Origin of the sequence: Alkalilimnicola ehrlichii (assembly GCF_003399765.1) — a bacterium.
Lineage (GTDB): Bacteria > Pseudomonadota > Gammaproteobacteria > Nitrococcales > AK92 > AK92.
In genome coordinates this window covers 148,422-165,007 of record NZ_NFZV01000002.1, presented here as the reverse complement: position 1 = coordinate 165,007, position 16,586 = coordinate 148,422, and the positions used below count along the sequence as shown (strand labels likewise).

The following is a 16,586-nucleotide window of genomic DNA, read 5'->3' as shown; positions in this document are numbered from 1 at the left end:
CCTGTTCGTTCGAGGCAGATTCTAGAGCTCTCGATTGAAAAATAAGAGGTCCAGATTAGGATGGATTGGTGAAAGGAGTTCACCAATGGCGAAACCATCTTTAACTGACCTGGAAGCGTTCGCGGTGGTGGCCGCGGAGCGTAGCTTCCGGCGCGCTGCCGATCTGCTGGGCGTATCCCGCTCAGCGCTCAGCCACCGTATGAGAAAGCTGGAAGAGCAGCTCGGTCTGCGGCTCCTGAACCGCACGACCCGCAGCGTTTCCCCGACAGACGCGGGCGATCGATTGCTTACCCGAATAGGTCCCACATTAAGAGACTTGGACGCTGCGCTTGATACGCTTGCGGAAGATCGGGGTACTCCCAGTGGCGTGTTGCGGATCAATGCCGGCAAGGAAGCGGCTCGGTTATTGTTACGTCACGTCGTGCCCACCTATCTGGCGAGATACCCCGATGTCGAACTCGACCTCGTCAGCGAAGGGCGGCTTGTCGATATCGTGGAGCAAGGATTCGATGCGGGCATCCGGCTCGGCGAGGCGGTGCCGCAGGACATGATTGCGGTGAGGATCAGCAACGATCTCCGCTTCCTTGCGGTCGCCGCCCCGGACTATGTAAGCCGTTTCGGCAAACCCATTACCCCCGACGATCTACTTAGGCATCGCTGCATCCGCCAACGTCTGCCTAGCGGCAAGCGCTACCGCTGGGAGTTCGAAAAGCATGGGCAGGAGATTGCCGTCGATCCTCCGGGAATACTAACGCTTGACGACAACGACCTAATGGTCGAAGCGGCCGCCGATGGTTTGGGCATCGCCTATGTGCCAGAAACCGCCGCGAGCAATCTTCTCGCTGCGGGCCGTCTGATAGCGGTGCTGGAAGATTGGTGTCCGCCTTTCTCCGGCTTGATGCTGTACTACCCTGGACATCGCCACGTGCCCGCGGCGCTGCGGGCCCTTATCAATCTGCTGAAGGAACCAGATACAAAGACAGCCTTGCTTGCGCCTCCGGATGTTAACGCGGGCCGGGTATCGTGAAACCGCCATCGACCAGGAGGGATTGTCCGGTAATAAATCTCGCCTCGTCCGTACAGAGCCATACCGCAGCGTTCGCAACATCTTGAGGCGTGCCGATCCGGCCCAGGGCAGCCCGTGCCGCCAGCGGCGGAATGACCTCTTCTCCGTGGGCGCGCAGCATGGGCGTGTCGATGACGCCGGGATTGACGTTATTGATGCGTATTCCCTTGTCTCCAACCTCAAGCGCGACCGCCCGGATCATGGCATCCAGACCGGCCTTGCTGGCCGAGTACACGGATGTGCCGGCTGTTGCCCCAGTGGACAGGAATGAAGAAGTGTTGACGATGGCGCCACCCTGGCCGCCATCGAGCATGGAGCGCAGCGCGGCCCGGGTTAAAAGCCACGGCCCTTTCAGGTTGATGGCGATCAGTTCGTCGAAGCTCGCTTCTTTCATCTCGACGATCGGGCCGCCATTACCCTGAATCCCGGCATTGTTGAAGACGCAGTCGATCCGTCCGAAGCGGTGCAGGGTCTCGGCAACGACCCGATCCACATCACCGGACGAGGACACGTCGGCGGCCACTGTAATAGCCTCGCCGCCCGTCTTTACTATCGCTTCGGCGTTGGACCGCAATGGGGCTTCCCGGCGCCCCACCAACACGACGCTAGCGCCTTCCTTGGCAAAGGTGCGCGCCGCTGCTTCACCAATGCCACTTCCAGCACCCGTGACGATGGCAACCTTGTCCTCCAGGCGGGAATAGCCACTGTTACTCATGGGATATCTCCATCTATTGCTTGCTGACACGACCTCGCTCAAACTTATTCCTCAGTAAAAGGCAGAACAAGCCACGAAAAGCCCAGTAGACTGATGTGTGAAATTCATTAATGTCGCGAAATATACGTGCCGGAGAGTTTGCTGAACTGAGGGCATTTGTTGCCGTAGCGGAAGCACGAAGCTTCCGCCGGGCCGCCTTGGAGTTAGGGCTTGACCCTTCCACGCTCAGTCATGCGGTCCGTGCGTTGGAAAAGCGCCTCGGCACGCGCTTGCTACATAGAACGACTCGCTCTGTGGCCCCGACGGAAGCCGGCGAGCGTCTCCTTGCTAGGCTGTCGCCCGCGCTGTCGTCGCTAGAAAGCGCACTCGAAGACGCCTTGGTTCCTGGCGGCACTCCTTCTGGCACGGTTCGTCTTGTCGCGCCGCGCCTTGCCATTCAAACGCTGATCGCTCCCATCATCGAAGGCCTCGCGCGCGACTATCCGCATGTGACCCTCGATGTGATCACGGACGAACAGCCTGGCGATATCGTCCGATCCGGTTTCGACCTGGCGATCAAGCTGGGCGAGACGATCGAGCGCGACATGGTGTCGATACCGCTGATGCCCCGCTTCACGACCGCGGTCGTCGGCTCGCCGGCTTATTTCGCGGAGCATCCACCTCCCACCACGCCGCACGATCTCGCAAGGCACCGGTGCATCGGCTGTCATAGCGGTCCGAATGGAAGTCTTTATCGATGGGAATTTGAAAAGGACGGAACCGCCGTCGTGATGGATGTGACAGGGCCGCTGTCGACCGACGATCCCGATCTGATGATGTCCGCGGCCCTGGCAGGCATAGGATTGTGGCACGGCGTCGAAGAGCTGGCGCGACAAGCGATCGTGGAGGGGCGGTTGATCCGGGTGTTGGCAGATTGGTCGCCAAACTATCCAGGCTTCCACCTTTGCTACGCTGCCGGTGTTGCGCTAGCGCCGGCGGCTCGAGCAGTTGTTGATTCACTCAAGGCAGAGACCCGCAATGCGCAGCATTGAAATCATTCGACAACAATCATTAACGGGGCTGGAATAGTAGACAAAAAAGGGCGGGCTGGGCGACTAACGCATCAGCCCGCCTTTTTTGTTCGTGCAAGACAAGTTGGTTCGACTACGGCCGCTGGCCGACGGCCTCGATCTCCCGACGACACAGCTCGGCGGTCGTCTCAAGCAGCTGTTTGACTCGCGGCGCCAAATAGTCGAGATCGCCTAAGAACACCACGAAGTCGTGCCGATAGCGGGCGCCGATGTATGCTTTATCGAGTTTTTCAAAGCGATCGCGTTCTTGCGGAGAAACCTGCGGGAATAGATCGCGATAAACCGGGCCGAACAGTTCAGCACGCTCGCCGAGCCATTCCAGCAAGTGCTCGTGGGGGACATAGCCGGTAAAAACGAGCAATAGGCACTTGTATGCAGTCTCGGTAGCCTGGTTTAAATAAAAGACGGCTTTGCGCAGATCGCCCCGTTGAATAGCATTTTCGTAATCGATGTAAAAGCCTTCGCTTTCGTAGAACCAGCGATCAAAATCGCTCTGCGCGATGCGCTGCCGTTCCGTCGGCGTCAACTCCCGTGGCTCGGCGAGTTCGAAGCGCTGCGAGCTGTACAGCAGCCGACCTTCCCGCTTGAGATCCAGAAAGAAATACCTGCCTTCCTCCAGATTGCTATTTACATCCGCGATGTCATGAACGATGGGCTCGGCACGAGCCGAGAGGCCGGGGAGCTTACAGGCCTCGCGAAACGCCTTGCGTAGATTTGCATCGGCCGCCTGCTCGGGGCTGCCGACCACGATCAGCAGATCGTAGTCCGACGCGTGGCCGGACCAGCGCTTAGGCTTAAGATCTTGCGCTTCCTTATAGCTACCCCGTGCGTAGGAGCCAAAGAGAATAATCATCTCTACCTCGGCCACCGCTCGAATCGTATACACCAGTTCTTCCAGCTCGCGCTGCTTCGCTGCCGGTAGATGGCTTAAATCGGTTCGGATTCGGGAGTCGCCGTCGATTCGATGCATGATAGGTCCTACGCTCATGCCGCTTCCTTACTGCGTTGTGCTCAATCCTGTTCAAGTGGCCGTGCCTATAGTGCCATGAAAGCGCGAGCGCCGACACGATTGGCTGAGAGCAGGCGCGCCGGGGCGGTCTTCAGGTTTTGGAGCGTCAATGCAAGGTGCATCTGACGGGCGTGCAGATCGATCCCCGCATCATAGTGATGCGTTTGGGTATAGAATTGCCTGCGAGGTCTCCTTCTTCGTTTGTGTTGGCAGACATTTAGGGCAGTAGCCGATGTGCTGCTGAGGCTGGTCGGGGAGGGAGGCTCCAATTAAGTCAAATAGTATCAAAGCCATTGAGCTGACCTTAAGGGCGCACATGCCCAGCAGTTAATTCCTCTCCGTATTATCGCGGCTGCTGAACCCGGTAAAGGAATGAGGAATAACCATGAACGCCCAAAGAAACCGAGCTTGGAGACGCTTTAAATCCAAGATGAAAATCAAAAGAGGCAGCAGATCTCAGAGATCGCAGGAGAAGCCTGAGAAGAGCTGGAAGCTCATGTATATACGCTCGGAGAAGCTGATTCGAGCAAAGCAGCTTGGAATGGACTATCCAGCGAAAACGGTGCGTCAGGTTCTGGATGACGAGCAGCCTCTGGGTGATAAGTAACATCATGAAAAAGTTGCTGTTCATATGTAGTCGCAATCAATGGCGAAGCCCTACAGCTGAAGCGGTTTGGCGCAAACGTCCAGGCTTTAGCGTTCGGTCAGCGGGTACAAGCCCAAAGGCTCGGAGAACGGTTAGCTCAGCGGATATCCGCTGGGCTGATATTATTATCGTCATGGAGCAGAAGCATAAAAACAGGCTGGTGGCAGAGTTTACTCGTCTATTAGATTACAAGCACATTCACGTGCTGGAGATCCCTGATGAATACACGTTCATGGATCCAGAGCTGGTTGAAATGATAGAGGAATCTGTGGCTGCTTATGTTGGGCATTAGTGCCAGGAGAGCCGATGCTTGGTCGATTGTTATTAGTGTTTAGTATAGTGGCGCTTCCAGTCGCGATTGGGGGTGGGTTTTGGTGGGCCGATGTCTCGCACGATCGAAAGTACGAAATCGCTATCCTTGCGCCGACAGAGATCTATGCGGAACACAGCGAAGCTGCTTACCCAAGGTCGAATGTTCCTGTCGCCGTGCTTCCAGCAGGCGCTCAAGTGCAGGTGCGGCGCATGGTTTACGGCAAAGACTATCAAGCATTCCTGATCAGAGAAGAGGGTGGCGAGGCTGGCTGGATCGTGTCCGGCCCGAGCATTGCGATAACCCCTCCGCCGAGCCGCTAACAGAGGGCTTTGGGGGATAGCCACCCAACCCGGTTGCCGGGCGGGCTGGCATTATGTTTCTACTAAGAAAATAGGTATCGAAGTTTCAAAAACGTCTACGAAAAATTGGGCGCCTATTGCAAGGGTTACCCCAAATGGGACCCTCGACAAAGCCCGCATCGACATCCGCAATCGTTGCGATTTCGTCATCTTTCTAAGCGGCCTCTGTTACCTAGCCCTGTGCGTCAAATATCGCGTCGAGACAATCGCTGAATTCTGCCGTTAAGAAATTATCCTAATCGGCCGATAATCGAACTGGGCACTAGGTGTCCTACTTATGTTTATGTTTTATGAGCTTCTGGCCTGGCACCAAAAGTAGGTGATTAAAGATACTGAGTAGCGTTGCGCTGAAAAAAGCGTTGGGGGGCTACTAGCACCATTCGGTTCTAACTAACCACCGGCGGATGGTGGTCAGGCGAAAATGTAGTGGGGGGATTACTATGCGTACAATCGGTAACGTGCTTTGGTTTTTGTTGGGTGGGGTTTTCCTGGGGCTTTCGTGGTGGCTGTTCGGCGTGATAGCGCTGATAACCATTGTCGGTATTCCGTGGGCTAAGGCTTGTTTTGTCTTCGGCGCTTTCTGCTTCCGTCCGTTTGGCCGGGAGGCGATCAGCCGGAAAGAGCTTACCGGCCAAGATGATATCGGTACCGGAACCCTTGGCCTTATCGGCAACATCATCTGGTTCATTGTCGGCGGTATTTGGCTCGCGCTGGGCCACGTGCTGTCCGCAATCTTGATGTTCATCACGATCATCGGGATTCCCTTCGGCATCCAGCATCTGAAGCTCGCCGGCATCGCGTTGGCACCTATCGGCAAGACGGTGGTAATGAAAGAAGTCGCTGCGAAGGCGCGGGAAGCCAACGCCGAAGCTGCTGTAGCTCAGCTGCGAGGCGGTGCACCGAGCCGCAGTGAACAGCCGGAGGAGGCCACAACGAACTAAGGCGCAACGAATGGGCGATCGCGGCGGGATCGCGATCGCTCATCGTTAAGGGGGGCATTCGCCTGCCAATAGGGCAGGCGAATTCGCTCCTCGGTTTGGTCTGATTTGCCTTTTTTAATAGGAACTTAGCGTGCGTTAAGAGGTCTTAATATTGCGAGCGCACGCTATTGACTTGATCGCCTGTTCCGACGCTTCCGTTGGCTGACTCCATCCATCTTCCGTGCTACCTCGCACCGGCTCTGCCGACTTCATGATCCAACTCACACTGATTGCACGAGGTACTCGATGGACGAGAACCGTACTAGAGCATTGACCGCCGCAATAGGCCAGATCGAAAAGCAGTTCGGTGCAGGGGCTGTCATGCGCATGGGCGACCGGGCGAGGGTCCGGGCTGCCGACACCGTATCCACCGGCTCGCTGAGTCTGGACTTGGCACTTGGTATCGGCGGACTGCCGCGCGGACGTGTCGTAGAAATCTACGGGCCGGAAGCCTCGGGTAAGACCACTATCGCGCTACAGGCCATCGCCCAGGCACAGGCGACGGGCGGAACGGCGGCTTTCATCGACGCCGAGCACGCTCTGGACCCGTCCTATGCCGACAAGCTCGGCGTGGATACGGAAGAGCTGCTTCTCTCGCAGCCGGATACCGGCGAGCAGGCGCTGGAGATTGTGGATGCCCTGGTTCGCTCCGGGGCTGTCGATGTTATCGTGATCGACTCGGTTGCTGCGCTTACGCCTAAAGCCGAGATCGAGGGGGAGATGGGCGACAGCCAGGTCGGGCGCCATGCGCGGCTGATGTCGCAGGCCCTGCGTAAGCTCACCGCCAACATCAAGCGCTCGAACACGTTGGTGATCTTCATTAACCAAATTCGTATGAAGATCGGCGTGATGTTCGGCAGCCCGGAGACCACGACGGGCGGCAATGCGCTTAAGTTCTATGCCTCCGTTCGGCTGGACATTCGCCGCATAGGCGGGATCAAGAAAGCCGACGAGATCATCGGTAACGAAACCCGCGTTAAGGTGATCAAGAACAAGATGGCGCCGCCCTTTAGGCAGGCTGAGTTCGAGATCCTCTATGGCGAAGGCGTCTCCCGCGAGGGCGAACTGATCGATCTCGGCGTACGCGAGGGCCTGGTCGACAAGGCCGGCGCTTGGTACTCGTATCAGGGCGAGCGGATTGGTCAGGGCAAAGATAATGCCCGCCGGTATCTGCGCGAACATCCGGCCGCTGCGCAGCAGCTTGAGGCGGATCTGAGACGCCTATTGCTCGGAGAAGAGGCCGATAGCACGGCCGAGGCCAAGCGCGACGACTCGGGCGACCTGGATCTGGAGCAAGCTCTCTAAGCCCCTGGGCTTGGAATCGGAAGATTGGGGGCATCCGTCGCGGGAATGAAAGCGAGGGGTGCTCTCGTTATTTCGGTAAACCAATAACGCTGCTAAGTCATTCGCTGACGCAGTCTATCCTGATGGGCTGCCGTATAAGTTTAACGGGGTGGGGAACAATGGTCTGTTGCTTACGGTTTCGTGTGTACTGAGAGAGAGCGCACGGATAGCAAGAGGCCTCTGCAAGTTTGATCGCAAGAATCGGGTTGTCATAGGCGAGCGGGATAGACGAACTTGTAACGGTACTAAGCATTACCGGGAACTCGCCATGTCAGCCAATCTCTCCAAACTGCCGCTGCGTCCTTCACTGCTGCATATCATTTGCGGCTGGTTGGGTAGCATCCTGGCGATAGGGGTTATTGCCTCTATCGGTAGCGCCGCACCGGCTACGCTCGTTCTCGGATCCTTCGGTGCGTCTTGCGTACTCGTATTCGGTTTTCCCGATCTTCCGTTTTCTCAGCCGCGAAACGTGTTCATCGGGCATGTGCTGTCGAGTGTGGTCGGGGTAGCCACCTTGCTCGTGCTCGGCCCCGGCCCTTTTGCGATGGCACTCGCAACCGCTACGGCCGTCGCTGTTATGATGGCTTTGAACTGCGTTCATCCGCCGGCAGGCTCGAACCCGATCATTATCTTTCTGGCTTACGCGGGTTGGGAGTTCGTTTTGTTCCCGACAGCGATAGGAGCCACTTTGTTGCTCGTTGTTGCGTTGGTCTTTAATAACATCGGTGCAGGTCGGCGGTACCCGCAATATTGGTAACGAACATGCAGCTACAAGACGATGTTATCCGGGACCGCGACGGCGAGCGCATCAAGCGCGCTCTGGAATTCTTGATCGAACATTGGGCCGAGCAACCGGATCTTGCTCGGCTCGCATCGCGTCTAGGGCTGTCGGAGTGGCATCTCCAACGCCTTTTTACCCGCTGGGTAGGTATCAGCCCGAAGCGTTTCGTGCAGTACCTGACAAAAGAGTACGCGGCTTTGCGGCTCCGTGACGCAGATTCCTTATTGGACGCTGCGCTAGCGTGCGGCTTGTCGGGTACGGGGCGGCTGCATGACCTGTTCATACGCTACGAGGGTATGAGTCCGGGCGAGTTTAAAGCGTCCGCTGCCGGCGCCACGCTCCACGTCGGCAGCATCGAATCGCCTTTTGGTTCGGCGTTCGCGCTTTGGGCGCCGCGGGGGCTGCATAGGCTGGAGTTCTACGATACTCAGGCGGAATACGATCGACACTTGAACAACGCGAAGGCGGCGTTTCCAGAAGCGCTTTGGCAGCCCCTAAAGCGCGAGCACAGGGAGCAGCTTGCTAACGCCTTCAGGCCAAAGCCGGCGCCCGATTGCTTATCCGTGTGCGTGACCGGAACCGTATTCCAACTAAAAGTGTGGGAAGCCCTTCTGGCAATTCCACCGGGGAAGTTGGTGACCTATTCCGGTTTGGCGCGAGCGCTTGGGGTGCGGAGTTCTGTAGCACTAGGCAACGCGGTCTCGGCCAACGCCCTCGCATGGCTTGTACCCTGCCATCGTGTGATCTGCGCGAACGGCCTCCCGGGACGCTTCCGTTGGGGGGTAACCGCAAACAGGCCATGGTCGCTTGGGAAGGCGCCCTCGACCTTTTCGGAGAGACCGGAGCGAGGGCTGACTGTTGAATGGCTGTCCTAAGCTTTGTCGCTATGCGACGTTAAGAATTCGGCTTACTCGTTAACGGCGGGCAGTCGCAGATGGGTTATGCATTTACGGCTCGATGCGGATTGGCGTTCCGTTGGGTACCGCGCGCCAAATCTCTTCCATCGCCACGTTAGTCACGGCTATGCAACCGTCCGTCCAATCCCACCGTTGGAGCAGGCTCCCCAACCAGCCGAGCCCGTTCCTCTGTCCGTGAACCATAATCATGCCGCCTGGCGAAACGCCACGCGCTTCAGCGCGGGCCCGATCGTCTTCGTTCGGGTAGGAGACGTGGAGAGAGAGGTGAAACGCGCTGCTTGGATTTCTCCAGTCGAGCACGTAGTCGCCCTCCGGTGTCCGTTGATCGCCTTCTTGCTGTTTGTGCCCGCTTGGATCGCCTCCGAGCGCAATCGGATAGGCGCGGTAGCGCTCTCCATCCCTTAACAGATAAAGCTTCCGCTCCCCCTTGATAACCAGCACTGCTTCCGCCTGCGGCAAATCCTCGGCAAGCATCGCCGGCAAGCGAGTATCAGCGAAGTAGGCGCCAACCCCAAAACCGGAACGATTAACAGCGCTACTAAAACTAGGCGTCGCATTTTTACCCCCTGAAGGCATAACGCTGCAATCATGCGCTTGTTGTGCCCGTTGCCTTGTTAACTGGTTTTTATAGAAGGCACGGTAGCTCGATTCGGGCTTGCCGCTCATAGTGGTCGTACCGACCACTTCTTCGTGGCAGCAATGAAATGTTTTGAATAAATCTCGCCACTCGTCGGCGCTACTATAACGCATGGGAATCCCTAGGCCCGACTTGAAAACCCTTCCTGCTTCCGAGCAGAACTCGGCGATATGAAAAAACCGCCGGGTTTCAATACGCGCGCGATCTCTGCAACTGCTTGGGTTCGCTCCCCCGATGAAGGGATGCCGGTAAGGACGGCACAGGCTACGACGGCATCAAAGGAGCCATCGGCAAAGGGCAGCTCTGCTTTAGTTGAATGGTGCATCAGAGAAAGCCCGGGAAACATCTTGCGTCCACGCTCAATCATGGCAGAGGACGGATCGATGCCCGTTACGCTGGTATACCCACACGCAGCCAGTTCGTTAGAAATCCTGCCGTAGCCACACCCAAAGTCGAGTACTTCGGCCTGCCGCTCTATCAAGGCGAAAAATCGTTCGCGATCAATTTTCAGATTGAAATTGACTTCGTCCGCCACATTATCCCAGATTTCGGCGGTCATCCTATGCCCCCGCTTAACGACGAAAAGTGTTGAATGGCTGTCCTCGTCTTCTCAGTCTTTAAGTCTTCCGAACCGCTTGCGTGCCATGCCTGTCTCCTCGTTGGCATAGCATTCTACCTATGCCGCCGGGTAATAAGACCTATGGGGATCACTTTATAATTACGCCGGGCTCCCCGATTAACTCAGGAATGGGCAATACTGCGGACCGGAGGGCGTGTCGTTCTCGGCCGCTGACGGCGTTGCGCCTCTTGCCAAGGGCGACGGCCATTTTGATGGCGAGCACCTACTGATTATGCCGGACGTTAAGGGACGCAAGACAATGCCTACCGGACCAGGGGAAAGCGACGAACGCTTTCGGGTCATGGCTAACACCGCGCCGGCGATGCTCTGGGTCACGGATACCGAGCACGCTTGCACGTTCCTGAGCCAGCGGTGGTGCGACTATACCGGACAAACCGAAACCCAAGCCCTTGGCTTTGGCTGGTTGGACGCACTGCATCCGGACGACCGTGCGCAGACAATGCGCCAGTTTGAACAAGCAGCTGAGGAACAGCGGCCATTCTCGATCGATCACCGCATTCGGCGAGCCGATGGCGCGTACCGTTGGGCGCTCAACGAAGGTCGGCCACGATTTGACGAGCAGGGGCGGTGGGAAGGTCATATCGGCTCCGTGGTCGATGTGCATGGACGTAAGCTCGCGGCGGAGACGTTGCGATCGGCCGCAGAGCGCGACGCCTTTAGGGTCAAGCTCACCGACGCCCTCAGATCGCTAGACGGCCCGGCCGAGGTCCAACGCAAGGCGATCCGCATAGTGGGCGAGCAATTCAGAGTAAACCGCGCCATGTACTCTGAAGCCGAACCGGACGGTATCCACGTTTTCATTGAGCAGGACTATGTCGCCGGTGTTGCGAGCATTGCCGGTCATCACCGTCTTGACGACTTCGGCGTAACGCTGATGAACGAACTCAGGGCCGGCCGCACGCTGGCGGTCGACGACATAAGGGCCCCTCCGACCGGTCCGCCGCTCAAGGAGCCAGAGCTAAAGGCCTACGAAGATCTAGGCATCCGCGCATTCGCCGCGGTTCCACTTATAAAAGAGGGGCGATTGGTTGCCTATCTCGAGCTGAATCAAGCCGAACCCCGCACCTGGACCGCAGAGGAGCTCATGCTCGCTGAAGAGGTGGCGGAACGTATTTGGACAGCTGTCGTCCGCGCCAGGGCCGAAGTGGCTTTGCGCGATAGCGAACGGCGCTACCGTACGCTGTTCAATTCCATTCAAGAAGGCTTCTGCATCGCCGAAGTGCTCTATGATACAACCGGCACTCCCGTCGACTATCGATTCATCGAAACAAACCCTGCCTTCGAACAGCATACAGGCTTATTGAATGCCGAAGGAAAGACCATACGAGAGCTGGTTCCGGATATCGAAGAGCAATGGATAGAGCTCTACCACCGAATTGCCTCGACCGAGGAACACATCAAGTACGAGCTGAAGTCGGAAGCCATGGGCCGCTGGTTCGACGCAGAGGGTTTTCGGATCGGCGACCCCGAAAGCCACCGGATTGCGTTGCTCTTCTCTGACGTTACCGAGCGCAAAGCGGCCGAGGACGCCCGGCACGAACGACAAGCATCGGTTGAACGCCTCAACCGTGTCTACGCAGTTTTAAGCGGGATTAACGGACTTATCGTTCGTGCCGGTCAACGGCAGGACTTGCTGGAAGAAGCCTGCCGAATCGCTGTCGATCGGGCGGGCTTCAGCCTCGCCTGGACCGGCTTGCTCGATGAGTCGGGAGAGCGACTATCGACGGTCCGGTGGGCCGCGAAAGCGACTGACTCAGGCAGCAGACTGGTACCGAGTCCAGGCGCAAACCTAAGGCAGTGGCCGGAGCTGAATGCGCTGTTTCATGATGCCGCCGCGCCGATCTATCCACCCAAGGGAGAGATACCGCGCTGGCAGGAGCAGATGCCCGAGCTCGATTGGCAAGAATATCAAGCCTGCATTGTGCTCCAGTTGAAACTAAGCGAGCGCAAAGCGGGCTGTTTTTGCCTATACGCCGGCGATGCCCAGGCGTTTGACTCGGCAGAGATGCTATTACTAGAGGAGCTAGCGGCAAATATTTCGTTAGCCCTTACGAACATCGACCAAGCCGAACGGCTTAGTCATCTGGCTAGCCGCGACATATTAACCGGTCTACCCAACGCCGCTCGTTTCCACGACAGCCTCTCCATGGCCTTGAAGTTACGACGGAATAGCTTATCGGTAATGCTGGTCGGCCTTCAGGGCTTGAGGGACATCAACAGCGCTCACGGCTTGCATATAGGAGATCAAGTCCTGCGGGAAACCGCCGCCCGCCTCAACACGCTACTGCCGGAGCAAGCTACCTTGGCGCGGCTGCGTAGCAGCGTGTTCGGTATCATTCTGCATGACAATGGCGCCGACCAGGCCTCCATTCATGCACAAAATATACTAGAAGCCTTTCAACAGCCTTTCGCCATTAACGGGCACCACTTATACGTCGGCCTTCGCGCCGGAATCAGCCTAGCCCCCGAGGACGGCGAGGACGCGGACGCGCTCATACAGCACGCCGAGACGGCCTTGAGCAGCCTTCGCCCCCAAGTGGGTCAGTTCCGCTTCTATAAACCCGAGCTACAACGTCGCGTAAAACAGCGGCTTCAACTAGAGCACGACCTGCATGCGGCGCTCGTTCGGGATGAGCTTTATCTGGTTTACCAGCCGGTTGTCGCAGCAAAAACGCGTCGCTTGAGCAGCGTCGAGGCGCTGGTACGTTGGCGTCATCCCAAGCTTGGGAACCTTTCGCCGGCGCAGTTTATTCCGGTTGCGGAAGCAGCGGGATTAATGATGCCGATGGGCGAATGGATCTTGAAGCAGGCTTGCCGACAAGCGGTCAAGTGGGAGCGTTCCGGCACGACCGGCTTCAAGGTAGCGGTGAACATTTCCGTCTCGCAGCTGCGGCACCCCCGTTTCCTTGAGAGCCTCGATGCGATCTTAGAAAGCACGGGCGCCTCCCCTGAGCATCTGGCTTTGGTGATGGAAATTACCGAGAGTGAGTTGATGGAGGATGCCGAATGGGCGACCGAGCGTCTCTACCAGCTCAAGCGACGGGGGTTCGCCTTATCGATGGACGACTTCGGTACCGGCTATTCCTCTCTTGCCTACCTTAAGCGTTTTCCACTGGACACGCTCAAGATAGACATCGCTTTCATTCGCGAGCTGGAGACCGATCCGGTCAGTGTATCCATTGTTCATGCAATCATCGGTGTCGCTCGTGCCTTGAACCTACACACGATCGCCGAGGGCGTTGAGACGCCTGAGCAATTCACGCGTTTGAGTGCCTACGGCTGCGACTTTATCCAAGGCTACTTGTTCGCCCCGGCGCTGCGGCCGGACTTAATCCCCGATACGGCGCGCAGTCCTCTCCCTCTTCAGGTCTAGTACGTTCTCCCGCATAGATTTACCCGCTCGGCGGGCCGCGCAACCTTGTTGCCAGGAAACCGAACGAGTTTCGAAGGACACCCGTCGCGTTAGCGAAGGGCAGGGTGTAAAGCTTCCGCATTTTTGCCACCGCAAAGCGGGGCTAACTGCCTAGCGTATGGTGATCTTAGGGCGAACGGCTTTGGTTCCTCATATTCATCCAGTTTTTATAGTAGCCACATATAGTTGAAAGACTTGCCGAAGCGCCTTCTCACAAGTTGATAGATCAATGGCTTAGAGTGATAAAGTGCCTCTTGAATTTTCATCTCTACCCGGTGTTTTAAATCACCAGAAATCACCAGCACATCCATCTAATGGAAAACGGTAACCTGCACGCTGGAGGTCCAGCAAGGGAAAAATTAGAGTATCGGCATATAATTCGTAACTGCGCCTCCGAAAAGAGACGCTCAAATAAAATAAAAAATAGCCCGCTCAGGATAATAATATAAAGAACATATTTTCTCAGGCATGAAATCTATTGTCTCAGGAAAGCGACAAAAATACCCCTGTCTGAAATTATCGCTATTTTCTTGACATGTCGAAATGGCTTAATTTAAATATTGCATGAAGCTTAAGCTCCAATATGGACATGCTTATCCGGCGAGAGAAACGCTTAAAAACGACTTCAAAAAAGGATAATGACAATGGATCTGAGAGAGATTAGGCGCTGGTTAGCATCCGGCCTCGTCGTCACGTTCCCGCTGATCGCGCAAAACGCCTTCGCGCATGGATATATGACCCAGCCTGAGTCGCGCGGGTATCTGTGCCAGCAAGGCCAGAACACAGGCTGCGGCCCAATCATCTGGGAACCGCAAAGCCTGGAGGGGCCAGGTGGCTTTCCCGCTGCGGGTCCAGCGGATGGCGAAATTGCCAGCGCGGGGCTCAGTGCATTCTCGCAATTGAACGTCCAGACCACGGATCGCTGGGCCAAAACGAACATCCAATCGGGTAGTAATCAATTTACCTGGCGTTTTACCGCCAACCATGTCACCGAAGGCTACCGTTACTACATTACCAAGCCGAACTGGAATCCGAACTCGCCATTGACCCGCGATTCCTTCGATCTAAATCCGTTCTGCACCGTGGATGGACACTTTCAGCAGCCACCGATGGAGGTTACGCATACATGTGACGTGCCCTCTGATCGTAGCGGCTACCATGTGATTCTGGGTGTTTGGGAGGTCGGCGATACGCCGATGGCGTTCTATAACGCTATCGACGTCAATATCGATGGCTCCGGCTCTACTCCTCCGCCCACCCCCGACTGGAGTGAGATCGGCGTCATCAACCCGTCGCAGGACCTGAGCCAGGGCGATCAGGTACGTACGCGGGTATTCGATGCCAATGGCGAAAACCCAAGCCTGGCGACAAACATCGTCATCGATTCCAGCGACGCCGGACGCCGCGATGTCTGGCCGCGTACGCTCGCCCGGGCTATTAACCAGGAAGGCGGCTCCCTGCGCGCCGGCCTCCGGGACGACCAGGGCGGAATCGAACCGGCCTACGGCAGGAATAGCATCTTTGCCGCAAGCGACAGCGGTATCGAACGTGTCGAAATCGCGATCGACCATGGCGAGTCAGGCGGTCCCGAGTTCTATATCGACGGCCTTGAAGACAGCTACCCCATCAGCAATGGGCATGCGACCGTCGGATTCAGCGTGACCAGCGAGGGCTCCTTCACGCTGGAGACCTTAGTCTATAACGCCAATAACCGTCGGGTCGGGATGGACCGTCGCAGCGTCGACCAAGGCTCACAGCAGATCAGCGTGGATATTGAGCCGGCGCAGACGGGCGAGTACACGCTGGTGACCAAGGCTGAGGACGGAAATGGCCGCATCAGCCAGCAGACCTTCAACTTCAGGCTGCGCGGCTATGACTCCCCGGGCGGTGAGTATGACTACGTCTATCCGGATAACATCGGCGCCTATCAAGCCGGCACCCGGGTTCTCGCCGACGATGGCAACGTTTACCAATGCAAGCCTTGGCCGAACAGTGGCTGGTGCGCCGTCCAGGGGCAAGCGTACGCCCCTGGAACGGGCTGGGCTTGGGAAGATGCCTGGGAGCGGGTAGGCGACTAGGCTCTTTTGTCATTAACGGGCGGCCCGCCCTGGGCCGCCTTTCTTCGCGGCCCTATACCGGCAAACCGGTTACCCGCCTAGGGCACGGTACTGTCGAGTGGGTGTCGCGGTGTCGTGTCTCGCTCACGGAGCGGGTGTTTCCTGGCCTGCGTCAAAGCTGCCCGCCCAAGCTAATGTGTAGCTGCGCCACGGCGAGAAAGGCGACGATAAACCAGACTAAAACGATTAGGCCTGAGGTTACCACCGCCGCGACCCCAGCCTGCTTACTGGATCTGCCGCGTGCAACGAAGCTCCAGAAATTCACTCCAAAGAACAGCACCCAAGCCAGCAGCACATACGCGAAGTCGAAGGGCTCATACAGAAGAATGCCGAACCCGATTCCGTCGACGTGCTCTGGCCCCGCTGTAGCGTACAGAGCTACAAGCGGAACCGCGAGAAGCAGCAATGACACTATAATGTTAGCCGCGATCTGCCTTCTCATATCCTGCCTTCTAACGTGCTGCGAAGCAGCGGCGTTTTAGCGCCGTCGGCTCCAGCGGTGGGTTGGAGTTCGATCACCTTGACTTCGTTGCTTCCGTTCTCGTCGCGCTACTGCGGCGCCAGATAGATCTAGCGCATC

The 16,586-nt window shown here is 57.2% G+C and carries 15 protein-coding genes; 10 read left to right on the top strand and 5 right to left on the bottom strand.

Annotated elements, in window-relative coordinates:
* Nucleotides 1-85 precede the first annotated feature (85 nt).
* Nucleotides 86-1,027, top strand: coding sequence for a LysR family transcriptional regulator (locus CAI21_RS03160; RefSeq protein ID WP_116300955.1), 942 nt, complete (start codon nucleotides 86-88; stop codon nucleotides 1,025-1,027).
* Here CAI21_RS03160 and CAI21_RS03155 read toward each other — a convergent pair.
* Entirely contained in the window at nucleotides 1,005-1,781 is a 777-nt protein-coding gene (locus tag CAI21_RS03155) for an SDR family NAD(P)-dependent oxidoreductase (RefSeq protein WP_116300954.1), read from the bottom strand. The genes CAI21_RS03160 and CAI21_RS03155 overlap by 23 nt on opposite strands.
* 110 nt (nucleotides 1,782-1,891) lie before the next feature.
* Here CAI21_RS03155 and CAI21_RS03150 point away from each other — a divergent pair, with 110 nt between their 5' ends.
* Complete coding sequence (locus CAI21_RS03150) at nucleotides 1,892-2,812, top strand: LysR family transcriptional regulator (protein ID WP_220347740.1); 921 nt, start codon at nucleotides 1,892-1,894, stop codon at nucleotides 2,810-2,812.
* Between the two features lie 112 nt (nucleotides 2,813-2,924).
* Here CAI21_RS03150 and CAI21_RS03145 read toward each other — a convergent pair whose 3' ends face one another.
* Entirely contained in the window at nucleotides 2,925-3,839 is a 915-nt protein-coding gene (locus CAI21_RS03145; RefSeq protein WP_116300953.1) for a HEPN domain-containing protein, read from the bottom strand.
* A gap of 632 nt (nucleotides 3,840-4,471) precedes the next feature.
* Here CAI21_RS03145 and CAI21_RS03135 point away from each other — a divergent pair.
* The 6 genes from CAI21_RS03135 to CAI21_RS03110 all read left to right on the top strand — a co-directional run bounded on the left by CAI21_RS03135 (nucleotide 4,472) and on the right by CAI21_RS03110 (nucleotide 9,158).
* Entirely contained in the window at nucleotides 4,472-4,798 is a 327-nt protein-coding gene (locus CAI21_RS03135) for a low molecular weight protein tyrosine phosphatase family protein (protein ID WP_116300951.1), read from the top strand.
* A gap of 14 nt (nucleotides 4,799-4,812) precedes the next feature.
* Nucleotides 4,813-5,139, top strand: a complete 327-nt coding sequence (locus tag CAI21_RS03130) for a hypothetical protein (RefSeq protein WP_116300950.1) — start codon at nucleotides 4,813-4,815, stop codon at nucleotides 5,137-5,139.
* Between the two features lie 479 nt (nucleotides 5,140-5,618).
* The gene (locus tag CAI21_RS03125; protein ID WP_116300949.1) at nucleotides 5,619-6,119 is read left to right on the top strand and encodes a YccF domain-containing protein; all 501 of its coding nucleotides are present in this window, start codon (nucleotides 5,619-5,621) and stop codon (nucleotides 6,117-6,119) included.
* 285 nt (nucleotides 6,120-6,404) lie between these two features.
* Nucleotides 6,405-7,463, top strand: coding sequence for a recombinase RecA (recA, locus tag CAI21_RS03120; protein ID WP_116300948.1), 1,059 nt, complete (start codon nucleotides 6,405-6,407; stop codon nucleotides 7,461-7,463).
* A gap of 307 nt (nucleotides 7,464-7,770) precedes the next feature.
* On the top strand, nucleotides 7,771-8,259 hold the full coding sequence (locus CAI21_RS03115; RefSeq protein ID WP_116300947.1) for an HPP family protein: 489 nt from the start codon (nucleotides 7,771-7,773) through the stop codon (nucleotides 8,257-8,259).
* 5 nt (nucleotides 8,260-8,264) lie between these two features.
* Nucleotides 8,265-9,158, top strand: a complete 894-nt coding sequence (locus CAI21_RS03110; RefSeq protein ID WP_116300946.1) for a bifunctional helix-turn-helix domain-containing protein/methylated-DNA--[protein]-cysteine S-methyltransferase — start codon at nucleotides 8,265-8,267, stop codon at nucleotides 9,156-9,158.
* Between the two features lie 72 nt (nucleotides 9,159-9,230).
* Here the strand turns inward: CAI21_RS03110 and CAI21_RS03105 are convergent, their stop codons facing one another.
* Nucleotides 9,231-9,950: a L,D-transpeptidase family protein gene (locus tag CAI21_RS03105; RefSeq protein WP_258868891.1), complete on the bottom strand. Its 720-nt coding sequence runs from the start codon at nucleotides 9,948-9,950 to the stop codon at nucleotides 9,231-9,233.
* Nucleotides 9,951-9,958: 8 nt separating this feature from the next.
* On the bottom strand, nucleotides 9,959-10,396 hold the full coding sequence (locus tag CAI21_RS03100) for a class I SAM-dependent methyltransferase (RefSeq protein WP_116300945.1): 438 nt from the start codon (nucleotides 10,394-10,396) through the stop codon (nucleotides 9,959-9,961).
* 214 nt (nucleotides 10,397-10,610) lie between these two features.
* Between CAI21_RS03100 and CAI21_RS03095 the strand changes: the two genes are divergently transcribed.
* Both CAI21_RS03095 and gbpA read left to right on the top strand, forming a co-directional pair.
* A complete protein-coding gene (locus CAI21_RS03095; RefSeq protein ID WP_116300944.1) occupies nucleotides 10,611-13,850 on the top strand; it encodes an EAL domain-containing protein in 3,240 nt (1,079 codons plus the stop codon).
* Between the two features lie 683 nt (nucleotides 13,851-14,533).
* Complete coding sequence (gbpA, locus tag CAI21_RS03090) at nucleotides 14,534-15,967, top strand: N-acetylglucosamine-binding protein GbpA (protein WP_116300943.1); 1,434 nt, start codon at nucleotides 14,534-14,536, stop codon at nucleotides 15,965-15,967.
* Nucleotides 15,968-16,118: 151 nt separating this feature from the next.
* On the opposite strand, the gene CAI21_RS03085 is transcribed toward gbpA, so the two are convergent.
* The gene (locus tag CAI21_RS03085) at nucleotides 16,119-16,448 is read right to left on the bottom strand and encodes a hypothetical protein (RefSeq protein ID WP_116300942.1); all 330 of its coding nucleotides are present in this window, start codon (nucleotides 16,446-16,448) and stop codon (nucleotides 16,119-16,121) included.
* Between the last annotated feature and the right edge of the window lie 138 nt (nucleotides 16,449-16,586).